Consider the following 16,963-nt stretch of genomic DNA (forward strand, 5'->3'; position numbering starts at 1 on the left):
GGGTCAGCCTTCCTGGTTCTCGGCCGAGGCGTCGGCCTGGTCAGTGTGGGGAGAGGTCGTGGAGTCAGGGGTCCGGAGAGAACGCACCCAGCGCAGGCGGACGCCGGGAGCGGTCCGAGGGTCCTGCAGCAGGACGAGGTCCACGCCGAGCCGGGCGTGGTCGATCGGGATCTGGTCGGCGCGGAGCTGCGTCACCAGCCCCCGGAGGTGGTGTGCCGCCTCTGTCAGGTCGGTGGCGGTCAGCACAGCTCCGAGACGGCGGTGGACACCGGCCTCACTGACCAGCTGGGTGGCCACCAGAGAGCGGAGCCCCCGGCCCAGGTCCACCCCCGAGGCATGCATCGGAGCGGTTCTTCCCTGCTGGTGGAGCGCGTAGAACTGGAGTGCCAGGGAAACGGCCGTCTCGACCGGGTTCGGCTCGTCATCACGCCCCTGGAGCCCCGGGGGCACCACCTCGGCCACGAGCCCCCAACTCTCCACGTCACGCCCCCCGCGGCGCACGGCTGCGAGCTGGCCCTTGGCAGCGGGCGAGTCGGCCAGATAGCCATTCTGGAGGGAGTGGATTCGGTGAGCCAGCGCGTCATGGAGGTCACGTCTCTGGTCAGCGGTCAGCACGGGCGGCCTCCTCGGCAGCGGTGGTGGGCTCATCGGGCAGGGAAAAAGCGGTGTGCAGGGCACGCTGGAAATAGTGATCGGCACGCGGGACGTCCATGGCGTCACTCTCACGAGGAACCCAGGCCGCTGGAGGAGCAGTCCGGACCATCTCCGCCCCCAGGTCGCGCAGGATGCCCCGAGCCTCGGCGAACCACGCTCGGCGGCAGCTGTCGAGCTCTGCCGGGTCCACACTGGCGATCCATGCTCGAACGGGGGCGTCCAGGGCGGCGAAACCCTGCTGCCGCGCGGCTCGGGAGGCGGATTCCCCCGCGTCCCGCGAGAGGTCGTCCCGGTCACCGGCTGCGCGCGCCAGGTTGGCCGCGAGCCGACCCAGAGCCCGCACTCCTTGCTCTGCCGCCTCGACCCCTTCCACAAGCAACCCGGACACGGCGGGTTGGCCTGCTGAGAGGGCAGCCACGGGAAGAGCGAGGGAATCGTCCACCAGGTCACTGACGACGGCCGACTGCGTGCCGTACTCGACTCCGGACGCCCGAAACCGTCGTGGCGCGACATCAATCTTTCCCATCACGGCCAGCTCCCCGATCCAGTTGACCACGGCCGGAGCTGGTGGCGCGGGGTACTTCGAGGGCCCGCCGGGCACCGCTCCGAGCAGCCTGGACACTCCCCGCCAGATCTGCACCGCAGGGTCCACCATCAACGGCATGAACACCGTGCGCCCGGCCTTCTTCGTCTGCGGATCGCTGTACCGCCAGATCGAGAACGGCTCCACCTGGTGCGCGTTCTGCTCGGAAAAGGCGTCACCGTTGGCGATGATCACACCAACCATCCGGCCCCCCTCACGGACGAGTCGGATCCGTCGGCTCTGCCAGGTCAGCAGATCCACCGGCCCATCCGGCAGGCGCTCCTGGCGCTCTGCCGTGGGGACCGGGCGCTCCCAGGCGGGGCGGTCCTCCTCGGAGTCTGCCCCAGCGAGCGGCTCAGTCTCCCGCGGCATGAGATTCAACATCAGGGTCTCGGCCAGCGTCTCCCCGAGCGCCACGACCAGGTGGAAGCGGCCCGCTGCGGCCGTCCCCATGGGGTAGCCCTTGCCCCCCTTGGCGTGAACATCACCCACGGCACCCGTCTTGATCCCCGAAGGATCGAAGGCCATGACCGTCACCAGCCAGAGCGCCGCCTCCCGCGCGGAGATGCTCTCGTAGGACGACCGTTGCCGACCGATGAACATCTGCTCGCCGGCCGGGACGTCCAGGATGAGCTTCTCCAGACCGCTGTGCGTCCCCTTCGCCGTTCGGAGGCTCGGTGTCTGGAAGAACGGAGCCTCCTCGTCGAACAGGTCCCACCGACCCTCAGGGGCGTCCAGGTAATCCAGCACCTGCTCCGACCAGTCACCGGATTCCACCAGGTCTGCCCAGTCGTCCGGGCCCTCCACCCGCACGGCAGACCAGAGGATCGCCAGCGCCAGACGGAGCACCGCATCACGCTGGCAGGTGAGCTCCGGGGCCAAGTCGCTGAACTCCTCCGCTCGTGCGAAGAGCTCCCGGAGCCCGACGAGCTCCCGCCCTCCGTCCAGACGGAGGACGGGGATCCACCCCATCTCCCGCAGATCACTGGTCATGCGACACCCGCTCCATGGTCAAACCCTCCTGCGGGGTGTAGGTGATGTTGATGGCTCGATCGTGACACACGCCCATCATCCTGACAAGGTAGTAATGTGGGGATTCCTCGAGCGCGAGGACCGGCACCCCGCTGAGGCCGAGGGCGAACTCCCACGCCTCCGGCGTCTCGTCCCAGAGCGCCTGTTCAACCTCCGCGTTGTTCCACGCGCTGCCCGGGGGGAGGCGCACCGTGCAGTCATTGAGGAGGGCGGTCGTCGACTCGTCGGGAACGACCTCCCTGGGAACTGTCACCGGCTCCTCCGTCAGCCACGGGAGAATCCGCCACTCCCCGTTCACCACGGCCACGAGCATGACCTCGAGCGTCTCCTCGATGTCCCGCACCGCCGCCCGCGCTGTGTCGCTCTGCTCCGGGTCCCCCACCTCACCGGCAGCCCATCCCTGGATGGGCCCCCGCCCCGGCTTCTTCAGGGCAAAGGCCTGAGCCCCCTTCTGCTGACGACGACGTTCGGCTGCGTCACGCTGCTCGGCCTCCTGCCAGAGCTCCTGCCACCCGATCGGAACCTGTGGCGCGGTGGAGTAGGTCGAGGCCACCAGTCCGGGGATGTCTCCGGGTAGCTCGATGCCGGAATCTCCTCGGCTCTGCAACTCGCCCAAGGTGGCCAGCAGCAGTGACTCCGCGTACACGTAACTGCTCGCCCCGAAGTCCGGCACCCCCTCCGCGACCGCATGCCCCCCGACCCACAGGGTGGGGACCCGGCGCGCCGCAGGGCGCGAGCGATCGTGCCGATGCATCCTGCCGGCCCGCTGGAGCAGGAGGTCCATCGGCGCCAGATCCGAGATCATCGCGTCGAAATCGACATCGAGGGACTGCTCGACCACCTGCGTACCGACCACCACGTGGCGCGCCGGACGCTCCACACCATCCCGGGGTGGCCCGAAACGCTCCACCAGCTCCACGTCTCGACGGGCACGGTCAGCCGCCACGAACCGGGAATGGGTGAGAGTCACCTCCTGCTCCCCCAGAGTCGCCGCGACTTCGCGGAACAGTCTCTGGGCACGCCCGACGGTGTTCACCACCACGAGGACGCACCCGCCCTCGTCGTACAACTCCCGCGCACGGGCAGCCATGACCTGCAGATCCCCAGGCAGCATCTCCACAGCCATCCAGTGACCGCGCCCACTGGGCGGCACCTCCGTCACCGAAGCCGACTCACCGGACACCCATGTCACCACCGGGTAGGCAGTGGTCTCCTCAACGGAGTCACTCTCGGGCGCGTAGGCGCTGATCAGCTCCTGCCGCCGAGCAGGCGGAAGGGTGGCTGAGAGCAGGATGGTCGGAACCCCGGCTGCACCCAGCCAGGAGAGGACCCGTGTCAGGTAGACATTCATCCACGCGTCATAGGCGTGCACCTCGTCGATCACGACGACCTTGCCGTAGAGGCCGAGCATCCGGAGGGCCAGGTGCTTGGAGCGCAACGCTGCAAAAAGCACCTGATCGACCGTCCCCACGACGACATTCGCCAAGGTGCCCTTCTTCCGCCCCGACAACCACTCGTGCACCACGACCCGATCCACCCTGGTCCCGCCCTCTCGGGACGACTCGGTGTCCACCTCACCGGGATGTGGGCGCAGACCTTGGTAGAGGCGGTTCATCCGCGCCTTGCCGTGCGCGAGGGTGATGCTCGCCCCCACCTTCATCTCCTCGCCGGGAAGGTGCTCCACCCAGGACACCACCCGCGAGAACATCGCGTCGGTGGTCGCCTGCGTGGGCAGGGCGACGAACACCCCACCGAGGCCGTGGCGGGCTGCCAGCACCTCGGCAGCCGCGAGCGCAGCCTCCGTCTTGCCCTCCCCCATCGGCGCCTCGATCACCATCAGACCGGGGGCACGACTCTCGCGGGCGACCCCGACGGCTGCCTCCTGGACAGGGCGAACAGTCGCTCCGGGCGGCAGGTCGAACCGGGACGCAACCAGGGACTGGGCGTCCCGGTCGAGCACCTCGGCAGGCTTCCAGGGCGAGGGCAGCCCCAGCTCCGTCAAACCGTCCTCCACACGAGTCGACAGAGGCGCGGCGTAGGGGAAGAGGGCCTCGTTGCTGGCGATCCAGTCCGCCACGATCACCAGTCCGGTCAACGCAGCCTGTGCAGTTTGCGGCAGGGCCGGCAACGAGCCCAGTCGCGCCATGCCCGCACGGCTCCACGCCCTTTCGAGCAGCTCGCTCCGCGACACGTCCCACTGCCCGTGTCCATACAGACTGGGATGGGCCGTGGGCTCCACGTCGATGAGTTCACTCGACGTGGGCGGGGCCCCGTGATGACCGCCGACGACGGCGGCGTACGTGAGGGCCGTTGCCCTCGTGACACCACACTCAGACTCGAGCCACTGGGTCAGGATCCACGCCCCCGTCCTGGTGTGGTGCGCGCGCCGCCGCAGGCCGCGGCTGAACCCACCTCCACCCACCAGCCCCTGAGCCTGCATGAGGGAGTAGAGATGATCGTGCATCGAGGCGAAGGCTGGGGTCGCCTTCCCGATGTCATGGACTCCCGCAAGGAACACCGCGACCCGCCGCAGGTCCTCCACGGGCAGGCCGACCGCTGTGGCCACGCGCTGGGCGACCCCAGCCGGGAGCCACGAGTCCCAGAGCCATCCCGCGACCTCCGCGGCGTCCTCCAGGTGACGGTGCAGGGGGAGGAACTCGTGAGCCTCGTTGGGAGACTTCGCCCAGAGGGACTCTGTGGCCGGCGTCACGTCGCTCATGTCGACGAACCTAGCCGGCGCCTCCGACAACATCCGCGGGCCCGGCACCAGGGACAGCCCACCCCCGCATGCGCGGGGAGCACGTGCAACCCTGACTGACGGGCCACATCACTCCAGGGTCATCCCCTGCTGCGAGGGGCGCCCGAGAACGCTACCGCCCCGACGGCGGCGCCCCCATCCACTCACCCCGCCAGCACCCTCCCCAGCGCCCGCCCGGCCACGACAAACGGCCAGAGCACCACTACCAGCAGCCACTCGGCCACCCAGAAGGGGGTCAGCAGCAGGAGCGGCAGCACCAGCAGGAAGGCCAGGCACCCGGAGAGGGGGTCGTCACCCAGCGGGGCGGCCCCCGCCAGGCTGAGCATGTTCTTCATCCACTCGTGCGTCCACGGCCGCCACGGCAGCCGCCACACCGAGCTCTCCCGGCCCGCCACGCTCACACCTCCAGCGCGCGCACCACCGGAACGCCCATCCGGTACGGGATGTGCAGCCAGCTCGGCCCGTCAATCCGCGCCAGGTCGGCCCGCATCCCCACCCGCACGGCCCCCACGTCCTCCCGGCGCAGCGAGAGCGCCCCGCCCAGGGTGGCGGCCTGCAGCGCCTCGGCCGGGGTCATGCCCATCTCCCGCACCGCCGTGGCGATCATGAAAGGCATCGAGGACGAGTAGCAGGTGCCCGGGTTGCAGTCGCTGGCCAGCGCCACCCGCGCCCCGGCGTCCAGCAGCCGCCGCGCGTCGATGTACGGGTGCTTCGTGCTGAACTCCACACCCGGCAGCAGCCCCGCCACCGTGCCGGCCGCCCCGTCGGCCCACGATCCGGCGAGCGCCTCCACGTCCGCCTCGCTCAGATAGGTGCAGTGGTCCACCGCGGCCGCCCCCAGCTCCACGGCCAGCTGTGCGCCGGGCCCCTCGCCCAGCTGGTTGCCGTGGACCCGCAGCCCCAGCCCGGCCGCCTTCCCGGCCTCCAGCACGCGGCGCGACTCCTCCCCGGTGAACGCGTACGGGCTGTTCGGCTCGCAGAACACGTCCACCCAGCGCACGTGCGGCGCCACGGCCTCGAGCATCTCCCCGCAGACCAGGTCGACATAGTCCTCGCGCGTGCCGGCCTCGCCGTCGCGGTACTCCGGCGGCACCACGTGCGCCCCCAGGAAGGTCACCTCGTCGGTCACCTCCCGCAGCCGCCGGGCGGCCTCCGCCTCGGTGGCCACGTCCAGCCCGTAGCCCGTCTTGATCTCGACGGTCGTGGTGCCCTGGGCCCGCATCTCGGCCACCCGGCCCCGCACCAGGTCGACCAGGTCCACCGGGCGGGCCGCCCGCGTCGCCTCGATGGTGGTGGCGATCCCCCCGCCGTCATAGGCCTGCCCGGCCATCCGCGCCGCGAACTCGGCCGACCGGTCCCCGCCGAACCACAGGTGCGAGTGGGAGTCCACGAAGCCCGGGATCACCGCCGCCCCGCCCACCGAGACCGCCCAGTCGGCCGCCGGGGCGTCCGCCGCCCGCCCCACCCACTGGATGCGGGAGGCCTCCCCCTCGGTCTCACTGCCCACGACGATCGCCGCGTCCCGGATCACACCCAGCCCAGCGTGGAGCGCGTCCTCCCCGGTCGCGGTGCCGCCGGCGTCCAGGCCGTCGGGGTGCTGGGGGTCGTTGGTGACGAGTTCGCCGATGTCCGTGATGAGCATTGCCATGCGGGCCATGCTCTCAGGCCACGACGCTCGGCTTCCGCTCTGCCGCACCTTCGCCGTCGTCCTCGCGCTCGTCCTCGTCCGGGTCCGGCATGCCGGCCCGCTCCCGCTGGGCGTGGGTCATGAGCCGCAGGTCCGCGTCGTCGTCGAAGCTCACGCCCAGGCCACCGGCGACGACCCCCATCGCCGAGCTGAACCAGGCCACCCGCAGGTAGTTGTTGGGCTCGGCGGAGTGGCCGATGACCTCGGTCATGAACGCCGGCGGGATGACTGCGCTGGTGCCGATGAGCATGAGCACGAAGAGCAGCACCCACAGGGCGCTGACCGCCATCGCCATTGTGAGCACGGTGGACATGTTGTACAGCGCCACCAGGCGCACGGGCATCGCACTGTCGCCCTTCTCCCAGAGCCGGTTGCCCACGATGAGCCAGCCGGTCATGAAGAGCACCGAGAGCAGCGCCACGATCACCAGGCGGTACTCGCTCATCACGTCGGCCATCTTCCAGATGGAGTTGTAGAACATTCCGAAGGAGGCCGTGGCCGCCGCGGCCGCGAAGGCACCCGTCAGCTTGGGTGCCGCCGCCCACGGCTCGTTCGAGACCACCATCCCGGCCACCAGCCGGGAGCGGCCCGTGACGCGCCCCGTGCGCAGCGCCCAGGAGCCGTCCTCCCGCTGCGACCAGCGCGCCCGCCGCACCGCCTCCGAACGGTCCAGGCCCTCCGCCCGCTCCCCCAGCGCCACGAGCGCCACCTCCCCCAGGAGACCCGCGATCACCCGCTCCCCGAGGAGCACGCCCAGGGTCGGCAGCGAGACCAGCCCCACCCCCTCACCCGGGAAGGCCACCGCCATGAGCGGACGGTCGTCCACGAAGCGCGGCAGCTCGGTGAGGAGGAGCACCACGTCCGCGTCCCGGTCGGCCAGGTTCAGCTGCTTGGCCCCGCTCAGGGTGATGCGGTGGTCCTGCTCCACCCGGACGCGACGGCTCGAGACCTGGACGCGGACCCGCCGCCCCAGGGTGGAGCTCAGGGACACCTGCAGCCGGTCCCGGGCGGCCTCCGCCCGACGGGTGGGCAGCCCCGGGTCGGCCACCAGCCGGACCCGGAGCGCCTGCTGCTCGTGATCAGTCACCCGACCATTGTGCTCGAGACCGGGCCGCACCTCGCCTCAGGCTGCCAGCTCCTGCGGCAGGGCACCCTCCCGGACGGCCACCACCTGCGGGGTCCGGCCGTACAGGTCGGCCTCGGTGAGCACGGTCAGCGCCCGGGCCTGGATGGAGCGCATCACGTACCGGTCCATGGCCGCCTGGTCGAGGCGGGCGAAGAGCTCCGGCTCCCGCCACTCCACGGCGTCGCAGAGCACGGCCCCGGAGTTGGCGACGAAGTCCGGCAGGTAGCGGATGCCCCGCTCCTCGACGATCCGCTGGGCGGCCTCGGTGGCGAAGGGCGAGTTGGCGCTGGCGACGATCCAGCGCGCCTGCATCCGCTCAGCCAGCTCCTCGGTGACGATCCCCGACAGAGAGCACAGGACGACCACGTCGTACCCCCCGGTGAAGAGCTCCTCGTGGCCCACCGGCTGCACCCCCAGCCGCGCGGCGGCGTCCGGGCGGATGTCGTGCCCGGCCACGGTGAACCCGGCCTGCCGGGCCAACCGGGCGACCTGCCCACCGACCTTGCCCAGCCCGTGCACCGCCACCCGGGGGCGCTCCCCCAGCTCCAGGGTGGTCATCAACGCCGCGAAGACCCCGCTGCCGGTGGAGACCGAGGTGTCGATGTCGGGATTCCCCAGGGAGTCGAGCACCGCCGGGTAGCGCTCCGCCACCGCCCGCATGTCCGCGCTGGTGGTGTTCAGGTCGCAGCCGGTGTAGAGCGCACCGTCGTGCTGCTCCAGCACGCGGGCCAGGGCCTCGTGCACCACGCTCCGGTCGGGCAGGTCCAGCGGCCCGTCGAGGACGAGCTTGGTGCCCCGAAAGCCGGTGTCGTAGAGCGCGTGCTTGCGGGTCATGCACTGGGCCAGCACGAGCGCCTCGGCCCGCGCCTCCTCGAGCGAGTCGTACTGCAGCCAACGGGTCCCCCCGTTGCCGGGACGCTCGCGACCGACCCCGGTCTCGTGGGCCACCGTGAGCGTGTGCTCCGGGGTGACCCGGTACGTGGTGACCGTGTAGCCGGCCACCTCCTCGGTGAGCAGTGGACGATTCATGGCGGCACCCTCTTTGCCTGGAGATCTTCCGGAAGAGCGGGCGGTTCACCACGCATCTTCCGGTGTTGTGCACATCACCGTGACATGGGTCACACGGGCTGTCAACGGTTCCCGGCGAAGATCTCCTCCAGGGCGCGCAGGACCGTCTGGACGCTCGCCCGCCGCCCCTGTGCCCGCGTGGTCAGCGCCACGATGGTGCGACTGCCTGCCCGCGGGGCCGGCTCCACCTCCAGCTCCCGCGGGTGCACCCGGAGCATGAGCGGGTTCACCAGGGCCCGGCCGACGCCCGCCTCGACCAGCGCCACCATGAGCGCGGTGTCGGTCACGACGTGCGCCGACTCCTGCCCCCGCCCGGCCAGGTGCAGCGCCCGCTGGACGGCCAGCCCGAAGGTCTCGGCCACCGGCGGGACGATCCAGGTCGAGGCGCCGCCCGGCTCCCGGGAGCGGGCCTGCACGAAGGGCTCGGTGAGCAGCCGGACCGACACCACCTCCGGCGGGAGCTGCACCGGCACCAGCTCGTAGTGCACCGAGAGGGCGACGTCCACCACCCCGGAGCGCACCGCCCCGGCCGCCTGCTCGACGTCGACCTCCTCGAAGACGAGGTCCACCGGCGGATCGGCAGCCGCCGCCCGGCGCAGGAGCGGTCGGCAGCAGACCGCGCCGGCGGTCTCGAAGATGCCCACCCGCACCGTCGCCCGCCCGGCGTGCAGCTCCCCCAGCGCCCGCTGCGCCGCCCGGTCCTCCCGGGTGACCCGACGGGCGTAGGGCAGGAAGGCCTGCCCCAGGTCGGAGAGCACCACCCCCCGGCCGTCCCGCAGGAAGAGCTCCCCGCCGACACCCCGGGAGAGGGCGGCCATCTGCTGCGAGACCGCCCCCGGCGTGTACCCGCACTCGGTAGCGGCCGCCTGCATGCTCCCGCGGTCGGCCACCACGCAGAAGGTCTGCAGCTGGGTCAGGGTCCAGGACACGTGACACCTCAGTTCTGCTGATGATTTCTCTGAAGAACTTGTCGCTTGCCCTAATGATATGACCCAGATCACGCTGGAGCCGGGTCGTCCCCACGACCCCGACCCGTCCATCACTCCAGGAGGTCTTCCCGTGACCGTGGCCCAGCACGAGCTCCGCGCCGCCTTCGCCGCGCACATGTCCCGGATGTACGGGCAGGAGGTCCCCGCCTACACCACGCTGGTCGAGGTCTCCGAGGGCGTGAACCGCGACCACCTCGCCCAGCTCGGCGAGGCCGCCGAGCGACTCGGCTCCATCGAGCGGGTGACCGCCGAGCGCCACGGCGCGATCCGGGTCGGCACCCCGCAGGAGCTCGGGCACGTGGCCCGCGTCTTCGCCGCCTTCGGCATGCACCCCGTCGGCTTCTACGACCTGCGCGACTCCGCCTCGGCCGTCCCGGTGGTCTCCACCGCCTTCCGCCCGATCGACCGCCAGGAGCTGGCCCGCAACCCCTTCCGGGTCTTCACCTCGATGCTGGTGGCCGAGGACCCGCGCTTCTTCGACGCCGACCTGCGCCGCGAGCTGGCCGACTTCCTCGGCGCCCGCCGCCTCTTCGACGACGAGCTGCTCGCCCTGGCCGACCGCGCCGCCGCCGAGGGCGGCCTGCCCGAGCCGGAGGCCACCGAGCTGGTGGACCGGGCCACCGCCGTCTTCGAGCTCTCCGACGAGCCGATCGACGAGCAGTGGTACCGCCGCCTGGAGGAGATCTCCTCGGTGGCCGCCGACATCGGCGGCGTGCCCACCACCCACATCAACCACCTCACCCCCCGCGTCCTGGACATCGAGGAGCTCTACCGGCGGATGGAGGAGCGCGGCATCGAGATGATCGACGAGATCCAGGGCCCGCCCTCCTGGGAGGGCCCGGACGTCCTGCTGCGCCAGACCTCCTTCCGCGCCCTGGACGAGGTGCGCGCCTTCCGCAAGCCCGACGGCAGCATCGGCGAGGGCACCCTGCGCGTGCGCTTCGGCGAGGTGGAGCAGCGCGGCATCGCCCTCACCCAGCAGGGCCGCGACCTCTACGACCGGATGCTCGGCGAGGTCGACGAGCGGCTGGCCGCCGAGGGCGGCCAGCGCGCCGAGCACGCCCGCCGGGTCTGGGCCCAGCACCTGCCCACCACCGAGCAGGGCCTGGCCGAGCAGGAGCTGGCCTACTTCACCTACGAGCTCGCCGAGGGCGTCACCGAGCTGCCTGCGGACCACCGCGCCCACGAGCTCGTCGCCTCCGGGCACCTGGTGGCCACCCCGGTGGTCTACGAGGACTTCCTGCCCCGCTCGGCGGCCGGGATCTTCCAGTCCAACCTCACGACCGCCGGCAGCAAGGACGAGGAACAGGCCGGCACCGCCTACGACCTGGCCCGGCTCTCGGAGATCTGCGGGGTGGAGATCCACGACCCCTACGCCCTCTACGCCGCCGAGCAGCAGGCCTCCCTGGACGCCATCGCCCGGACCACCGGGGTGACCGTCCGCCCCTGACCCGGCGGCCCCGCACTCCCCCTGACCTGATCCCTGACCAGCACCGACCCCACCCCCGACCACCGAACGATTCAGGAGGACCCCATGACCCACCCCATCCACGACCAGGTCCGCGCCGCCCTCGAGGCCTGCGGCGCCACCGCCCCCGAGGGCACCGACCTGCACGCCCGCACCCCGATCACCGGTGAGCAGCTGATGGGCCTGCGCGCCACCACCGCCGAGGAGCTCGAGGGCGTCCTGGTCAGCGCCGAGCAGGCGTTCACCGCCTGGCGCGACACCCCCGCCCCGGTCCGCGGCGCCCTCGTGAAGCGCTGGGGCGAGCTGCTCGCCGAGCACAAGGACGACCTCGCCGTGCTGGTGACCGCCGAGGCCGGGAAGATCCCCTCCGAGGCCGCCGGCGAGGTGCAGGAGATGATCGACATCTGCGAGCTGGCCGTCGGCCTCTCGCGCCAGCTCTTCGGCCGCACCATGCCCTCCGAGCGCCCCGGCCACCGGATGATGGAGACCTGGCACCCGCTGGGCGTGGTCGGCGTCATCACCGCCTTCAACTTCCCGGTCGCCCCCTACGCCTGGAACACCGCCGTGGCGCTGGTCTGCGGCAACAGCATCGTGTGGAAGCCCTCCGAGGCCACCCTGCTGTGCGCCCTGGCCACCGACGCCCTGCTGGCCCGCGCCGCCCGCGACGTCGGCGCCCCGGAGGGCCTGCACCACGTGCTGGTCGCCGACCGCACCCTCGGCGAGAAGCTCGTCGACGACACCCGCGTGGCCCTGGTCTCGGCCACCGGCTCCACCCGCATGGGCGCCGAGGTCGGCCCCCGCGTGGCCGCCCGCTTCGGCCGCAGCCTGCTCGAGCTCGGCGGCAACAACGCCGCCATCGTGGCCCCCTCGGCCGACCTCGACCTGGCCCTGCGCGGCGTCGCCTTCGCCGCCGTCGGCACCGCCGGCCAGCGCTGCACCACGATGCGCCGCCTGATCATCCACGAGGACGTGGCCGAGGAGTTCGTCGAGCGCCTGGTCCAGGCCTACGGCACCCTCACCATCGGCGACCCGAGCACCGGCGAGAGCCTGGTCGGCCCGCTGGTCCACGAGGGCGCCCACACCGCCTACGCCGAGGCCCTCGAGGCGGCCCGGGCCCAGGGCGGCGAGCTGCTCTGCGGCGGTGAGCGCGTCCTGGCCGACGAGTTCCCCGACGCCTACTACGTGCAGCCCGCGATCGTCCGCATGCCGGAGCAGACCGAGATCGTCCGCACCGAGACCTTCGCGCCGATCCTCTACGTGATGACCTACCGCGAGCTCGACGAGGCCATCGCCCTGCACAACGACGTCCCGCAGGGGCTCTCCTCGGCGATCTTCACCACCGACGTCCGGGAGGCCGAGCGCTTCGTCTCCGACGCCGGCTCCGACTGCGGCATCGCCAACGTGAACATCGGCACCTCCGGCGCCGAGATCGGCGGCGCCTTCGGCGGCGAGAAGCACACCGGCGGCGGCCGCGAGTCCGGCTCCGACGCCTGGCGCGCGTACATGCGCCGGGCCACGAACACCGTCAACTACTCCGACGAGCTCCCCCTCGCGCAGGGCGTCGAGTTCCTCTGAGGCGATGACGATGTTCGAGCTCATGGACGAGTGGGGGCCGGAGAAGGTCGTCACCGTCAACCACCAGCGCAGCGGGATGCAGGGCGTCCTGGTCATCGACAACACCGCCCGCGGACCGGGCAAGGGCGGCACGCGCATGCGGGCCGACCTCACGGTCCAGGAGGTGGCCCGGCTGGCCCGGGTGATGACCTGGAAGTGGGCCGCCGTGGACCTGTACCAGGGAGGGGCGAAGGCGGGCATCCGCTTCGACCCCGCCTCGCCCCGCAAGGAGGAGGCCCTCCGCGCCTTCGCCCGCATGCTGCGCAACGAAGTGCCCAGCGAGTACGTGTTCGGCCTGGACATGGGCCTGGCCGAGCAGGACGCGGCGATCCTCTGCGACGAGCTCGGCGACCGGGGTGCCGCCACCGGCACCCCGGCCGCCCTCGGCGGCGTGGCCTACGACGCCCTGGGCGTCACCGGCCACGGCGTCGCCGAGGCCGTCGACGCCGCCACCACCCACTGCGAGCTGGACGACCGACGCGTCGTCATCCAGGGCTTCGGCGCCGTGGGGCACGCCACCGCCCGCCGGCTGGACGAGCTCGGCTACCGGGTCGTCGCGGTCTCCACCGCCGCCGGGGCCGTCCACGCCCCCGACGGGCTCGACGTCGCCGAGCTGCTCGCCCTCCGCGAGGAGCACGGTGACGCCCTGGTGGACCACGCCTCCGGCACCCGGCTGGAGGCCGGCCAGGAGCTCATGCTGGAGACCGGGGTCCTCGTGCCCGCCGCCCAGCAGGGCGTCCTGCACGCCGGCAACGCCGACGACGTGCGGGCCCGGCTCGTCGTGGAGGGGGCCAACCTGCCCACCGACGAGGCCGCCCGCCAGCAGCTCGCTGCACGTGGGGTGACCGTCGTGCCGGACTTCATCGCCAACGCCGGCGGCATCATCGCCGCCGCCTTCGGGATGCGCGACCGCTACTCACCCTTCGGGGTGGAGGTCGAGCAGATCATCCCCACCGTCACCGAGCGGATGCGGGCCAACACCCGCACCGTGCTGGAAACCGCCGAGCGGAGCGACACCCTGCCGCACGCGGCCGCCGGTGCCCTCGCCCGGGAGCGGGTCCGCGAGGCGATGCGCCTGCGCGGCCAGCTCCCACCCACCTGACAGGAGAACCGATGATGCTCACCGAGGCCGAGAAGTCCGGCGTTGACGCCACCATGGAGAGGGTCTTCGGGCCCTTCGTCGAATGGCTCTCCGGGATCGTCTTCGCCACCTTCCCCCTGGGCGGCACGGAAATGCCCTACCTCATCGTCTGGCTGCTGCTGAGCGGCACGGTGCTGAGCCTGCTCATCGGACCACAGATCCTCTACGGCCTGCGCCAGGTCCCAGGCATCATCCGCGGCCTGTACAACCGGAAGGACGACCCCGGTGAGATCACCAGCTACCAGGCCCTGGCCACCGAGCTCTCCGGCACCGTCGGCCTGGGCAACGTGGCCGGTGTGGCCGTGGCCATCACCGTCGGTGGCCCCGGGGCGACCCTGTGGATGATCCTGGCCGGCCTGCTCGGCATGTCCATCAAGGCCGCCGAGGCCACGCTGGGCGCCAAGTACCGCCTCATCAACGAGGACGGCTCCGTCTCCGGCGGCCCGATGTACTACCTCAAGCACGGCCTGGCCGAGCGCGGCATGGGCACCCTCGGCCTCGTCCTGGCCGGGCTCTACGCCGTCTCCATGACGATCGGCGCCCTGGGCGCCGGCAACGTCTTCCAGGCCAACCAGGTGGCCGTGCAGCTCACCAACCTCACCGGTGGCCAGGACAGCTTCCTCGCCGGCCGGGCCTGGATCGTCGGGGTGGTCCTGGCCGCGCTGGCCGCGATCGTCATCTTCGGCGGCATCCGCTCCATCGCCCAGTGGACCTCCCGCCTCACCCCGATCATGGCGATCCTCTACGTGGCCTGCGTGCTGGTCATCCTGGCCGCCAACGCCGGGGCCCTGCCGGGGGCCCTGTCGGACATCTGGACCGGCGCCTTCACCGGTGAGGGCGTGGAGGGCGGCGTGATCGGCGTGGCCATCGTCGGCGTCCAGCGCGCCCTGTTCTCCAACGCCGCCGGCGTCGGCTCGGCCGGTGTGGCGCACTCCCCGGTGCGCACCCGCCGCCCCGCACAGGAGGGCCTGGTGGCCTCGCTGGAGCCGTTCATCGACTCGGTGGTCATCTGCACGTTGACCGCCCTGGCGATCATCGTCACCGGCCAGCACGCCGTGGAGGGCGCCGAGGACGGCGTCGCGCTCACCTCGGCCGCCTTCGGCACCGTGCACGCGGTCTTCCCCTGGCTGCTCACGCTCATCGTGCTGCTGCTCGGCTTCTCGACCGTGCTCAGCTACTCGTACTACGGCAAGAAGGCCGCCGGCTACCTCTTCGGCAACAGCAGGGCCGTGGAGCTGATCTACGACGTCTTCTGGATCGTGATGATCGTCGTCGGCGCCGCCGTCTCCCTGGACACCGTCGTCGGGTTCTCCGACTCGATGTTCTTCCTCCTGACGCTGCCGAACCTCCTCGGCCTCTACCTGCTCTCCGGCGTCCTGCGCCGCGAGCTCTCCGACCACACCCGGGCGTACGCCCGCGGCGAGATGGAGGTGGTCCCCCAGGCCGAGCGAAGCATCCCCTCCCGCGTCACCCAGACCCTCTGACCACCCACCCCGCAGGAGACACCCATGTCGGACAAGACCTTCCCCACCCGTGCCCAGGTCGTCGTCGTCGGCGGCGGCGTGATGGGGCTCAGCACCGCCTACCACCTGGCGAAGGGCGGCACCAGCGACGTCGTGCTGCTGGAGCGCGACGAGCTGGGATGCGGCTCGACCAGCAAGGCCGCCGGTGGCGTGCGCGCCCAGTTCTCCGACGCCGTGAACGTCGAGCTGGGCATGCGCAGCCTCGAGGTGTTCCGGAGCTTCCCCGAGCTCTTCGAGCAGGAGATCGACTATCACGAGTCGGGCTACCTGTTCCTGCTCGAGAAGGACGAGGACGTCCGCGCCTTCGAGCGCAACGTCGAGCTGCAGCGCTCGATGGGGCTGCAGAGCCGCATGATCGACGTGGAGGAGGTCCGCCGCCTCTCCCCGCTCGCCGGCACCGAGGGCGTGGTGGCCGGCGTCTGGTCCCCCGAGGCCGGCCACTGCACGCCGGAGTCGGTGGTGCAGGGATACGCCCGGGCGGCCCGGGCGCTGGGCGTGCGCATCATCCGCCAGTGCGAGGTGACCGACGTGGTGCGCGACGCCGACGCCATCACCGGCGTGCGGACCTCGCTGGGCGACATCGCCACCGAGACGGTGATCTGCTGCACCGGTGCGTGGTCGCGCTCGCTCGGGGAGATGGTGGGCGTGGACCTGCCCGTGGACCCGGTGCGGCGGGAGCTGCTGGTCACCGAGCCGATCCCGGACCTGCCCGCCGAGATCCCCTTCACCATCGACTTCTCCACCTCGCTGTACTTCCACCGCGAGGGACCGGGGCTCCTGGTGGGCCTGTCCAACCGGGATGAGGAGCCCGGTTGGTCCCTGGAGCCCACCGACGAGTGGCTGGAGCAGGTCATCGAGGCCGCCGAGCGCCGCATCCCGCTGCTGGAGGAGGTGGGCATGGCCTCCCGCTGGGCGGGGTTCTACGAGGTGACCCCGGACCACAACGCGCTCATCGGCGAGGCCCAGGGCGTCTCGCGCTTCCTGTACGCCACCGGGTTCTCCGGGCACGGCTTCCTGCAGGGGCCGGCGGTGGGCCAGGTGATGGCCGAGCTGTACCGCGGCGAGACCCCGTCGGTGGACGTCTCGGCGATGGACGCCAGCCGCTTCGCCGGGGCCGGGCTGCGGCCGGAGATGAACATCGTCTGAGGGGCCCGACAGGCCAGGTGCACACCGGTCCGCATCTCACCTGTCAGGGCATCGCGACACCGGCACCGGTACGCACCTCGACCGTCGGAATGCGCACCGGTGCGCATCTCTCCGAACCGGGCAGCGGGGATGCGTACCGGTGCGCACCTCGCGTGTCGGTGTGAGCGGGAGGCG

Annotated in this window: 13 protein-coding genes; 5 read left to right on the top strand and 8 right to left on the bottom strand. The window is 71.7% G+C overall.

Annotated elements, in window-relative coordinates:
• Window positions 1-3: 3 nt before the first annotated feature.
• From casB to CFT82_RS11580, 8 genes are all read right to left on the bottom strand, one after another.
• Window positions 4-615, bottom strand: coding sequence for a type I-E CRISPR-associated protein Cse2/CasB (casB, locus tag CFT82_RS09915; protein WP_159461904.1), 612 nt, complete (start codon window positions 613-615; stop codon window positions 4-6).
• Window positions 602-2,230, bottom strand: a complete 1,629-nt coding sequence (gene casA / locus CFT82_RS09920; protein WP_088818972.1) for a type I-E CRISPR-associated protein Cse1/CasA — start codon at window positions 2,228-2,230, stop codon at window positions 602-604. The genes casB and casA overlap by 14 nt, the downstream gene beginning before the upstream one ends.
• Window positions 2,220-4,988 carry a CRISPR-associated helicase Cas3' gene (cas3, locus tag CFT82_RS09925; protein ID WP_159461905.1) on the bottom strand — a complete coding sequence of 923 codons (2,769 nt, stop codon included), beginning with the start codon at window positions 4,986-4,988 and terminating at the stop codon, window positions 2,220-2,222. Before cas3 ends, casA begins: the two co-directional genes overlap by 11 nt.
• Before the next feature lie 182 nt (window positions 4,989-5,170).
• Window positions 5,171-5,422 (bottom strand): hypothetical protein, encoded by a 252-nt coding sequence (locus CFT82_RS09930; RefSeq protein ID WP_088818974.1) that lies wholly within the window; start codon window positions 5,420-5,422, stop codon window positions 5,171-5,173.
• A gap of 2 nt (window positions 5,423-5,424) precedes the next feature.
• Window positions 5,425-6,675, bottom strand: coding sequence for an imidazolonepropionase (gene hutI, locus CFT82_RS09935; RefSeq protein WP_088819189.1), 1,251 nt, complete (start codon window positions 6,673-6,675; stop codon window positions 5,425-5,427).
• A 13-nt stretch (window positions 6,676-6,688) separates the two neighbouring features.
• Window positions 6,689-7,801: a hypothetical protein gene (locus CFT82_RS09940; RefSeq protein WP_143469606.1), complete on the bottom strand. Its 1,113-nt coding sequence runs from the start codon at window positions 7,799-7,801 to the stop codon at window positions 6,689-6,691.
• Between the two features lie 36 nt (window positions 7,802-7,837).
• Window positions 7,838-8,869 carry a Rossmann-fold NAD(P)-binding domain-containing protein gene (locus CFT82_RS09945; protein WP_088818976.1) on the bottom strand — a complete coding sequence of 344 codons (1,032 nt, stop codon included), beginning with the start codon at window positions 8,867-8,869 and terminating at the stop codon, window positions 7,838-7,840.
• 101 nt (window positions 8,870-8,970) lie between these two features.
• Window positions 8,971-9,837 carry a LysR family transcriptional regulator gene (locus CFT82_RS11580; RefSeq protein WP_159461906.1) on the bottom strand — a complete coding sequence of 289 codons (867 nt, stop codon included), beginning with the start codon at window positions 9,835-9,837 and terminating at the stop codon, window positions 8,971-8,973.
• A gap of 58 nt (window positions 9,838-9,895) precedes the next feature.
• Here CFT82_RS11580 and hglS point away from each other — a divergent pair, with 58 nt between their 5' ends.
• The 5 genes from hglS to CFT82_RS09980 all read left to right on the top strand — a co-directional run bounded on the left by hglS (window position 9,896) and on the right by CFT82_RS09980 (window position 16,789).
• Entirely contained in the window at window positions 9,896-11,347 is a 1,452-nt protein-coding gene (gene hglS, locus CFT82_RS09960) for a 2-oxoadipate dioxygenase/decarboxylase (protein ID WP_088818978.1), read from the top strand.
• A gap of 84 nt (window positions 11,348-11,431) precedes the next feature.
• On the top strand, window positions 11,432-12,940 hold the full coding sequence (gene amaB, locus CFT82_RS09965) for an L-piperidine-6-carboxylate dehydrogenase (protein WP_088818979.1): 1,509 nt from the start codon (window positions 11,432-11,434) through the stop codon (window positions 12,938-12,940).
• Between the two features lie 4 nt (window positions 12,941-12,944).
• Window positions 12,945-14,081 (top strand): Glu/Leu/Phe/Val family dehydrogenase, encoded by a 1,137-nt coding sequence (locus CFT82_RS09970; RefSeq protein ID WP_234994398.1) that lies wholly within the window; start codon window positions 12,945-12,947, stop codon window positions 14,079-14,081.
• Between the two features lie 11 nt (window positions 14,082-14,092).
• Window positions 14,093-15,604, top strand: a complete 1,512-nt coding sequence (locus tag CFT82_RS09975) for an alanine/glycine:cation symporter family protein (RefSeq protein WP_234994399.1) — start codon at window positions 14,093-14,095, stop codon at window positions 15,602-15,604.
• A 24-nt stretch (window positions 15,605-15,628) separates the two neighbouring features.
• On the top strand, window positions 15,629-16,789 hold the full coding sequence (locus CFT82_RS09980; RefSeq protein WP_088818980.1) for an NAD(P)/FAD-dependent oxidoreductase: 1,161 nt from the start codon (window positions 15,629-15,631) through the stop codon (window positions 16,787-16,789).
• The last annotated feature ends 174 nt before the right edge of the window (window positions 16,790-16,963 follow it).

This window comes from Kytococcus aerolatus (assembly GCF_900187395.1).
Taxonomy (GTDB): domain Bacteria; phylum Actinomycetota; class Actinomycetes; order Actinomycetales; family Dermatophilaceae; genus Kytococcus; species Kytococcus aerolatus.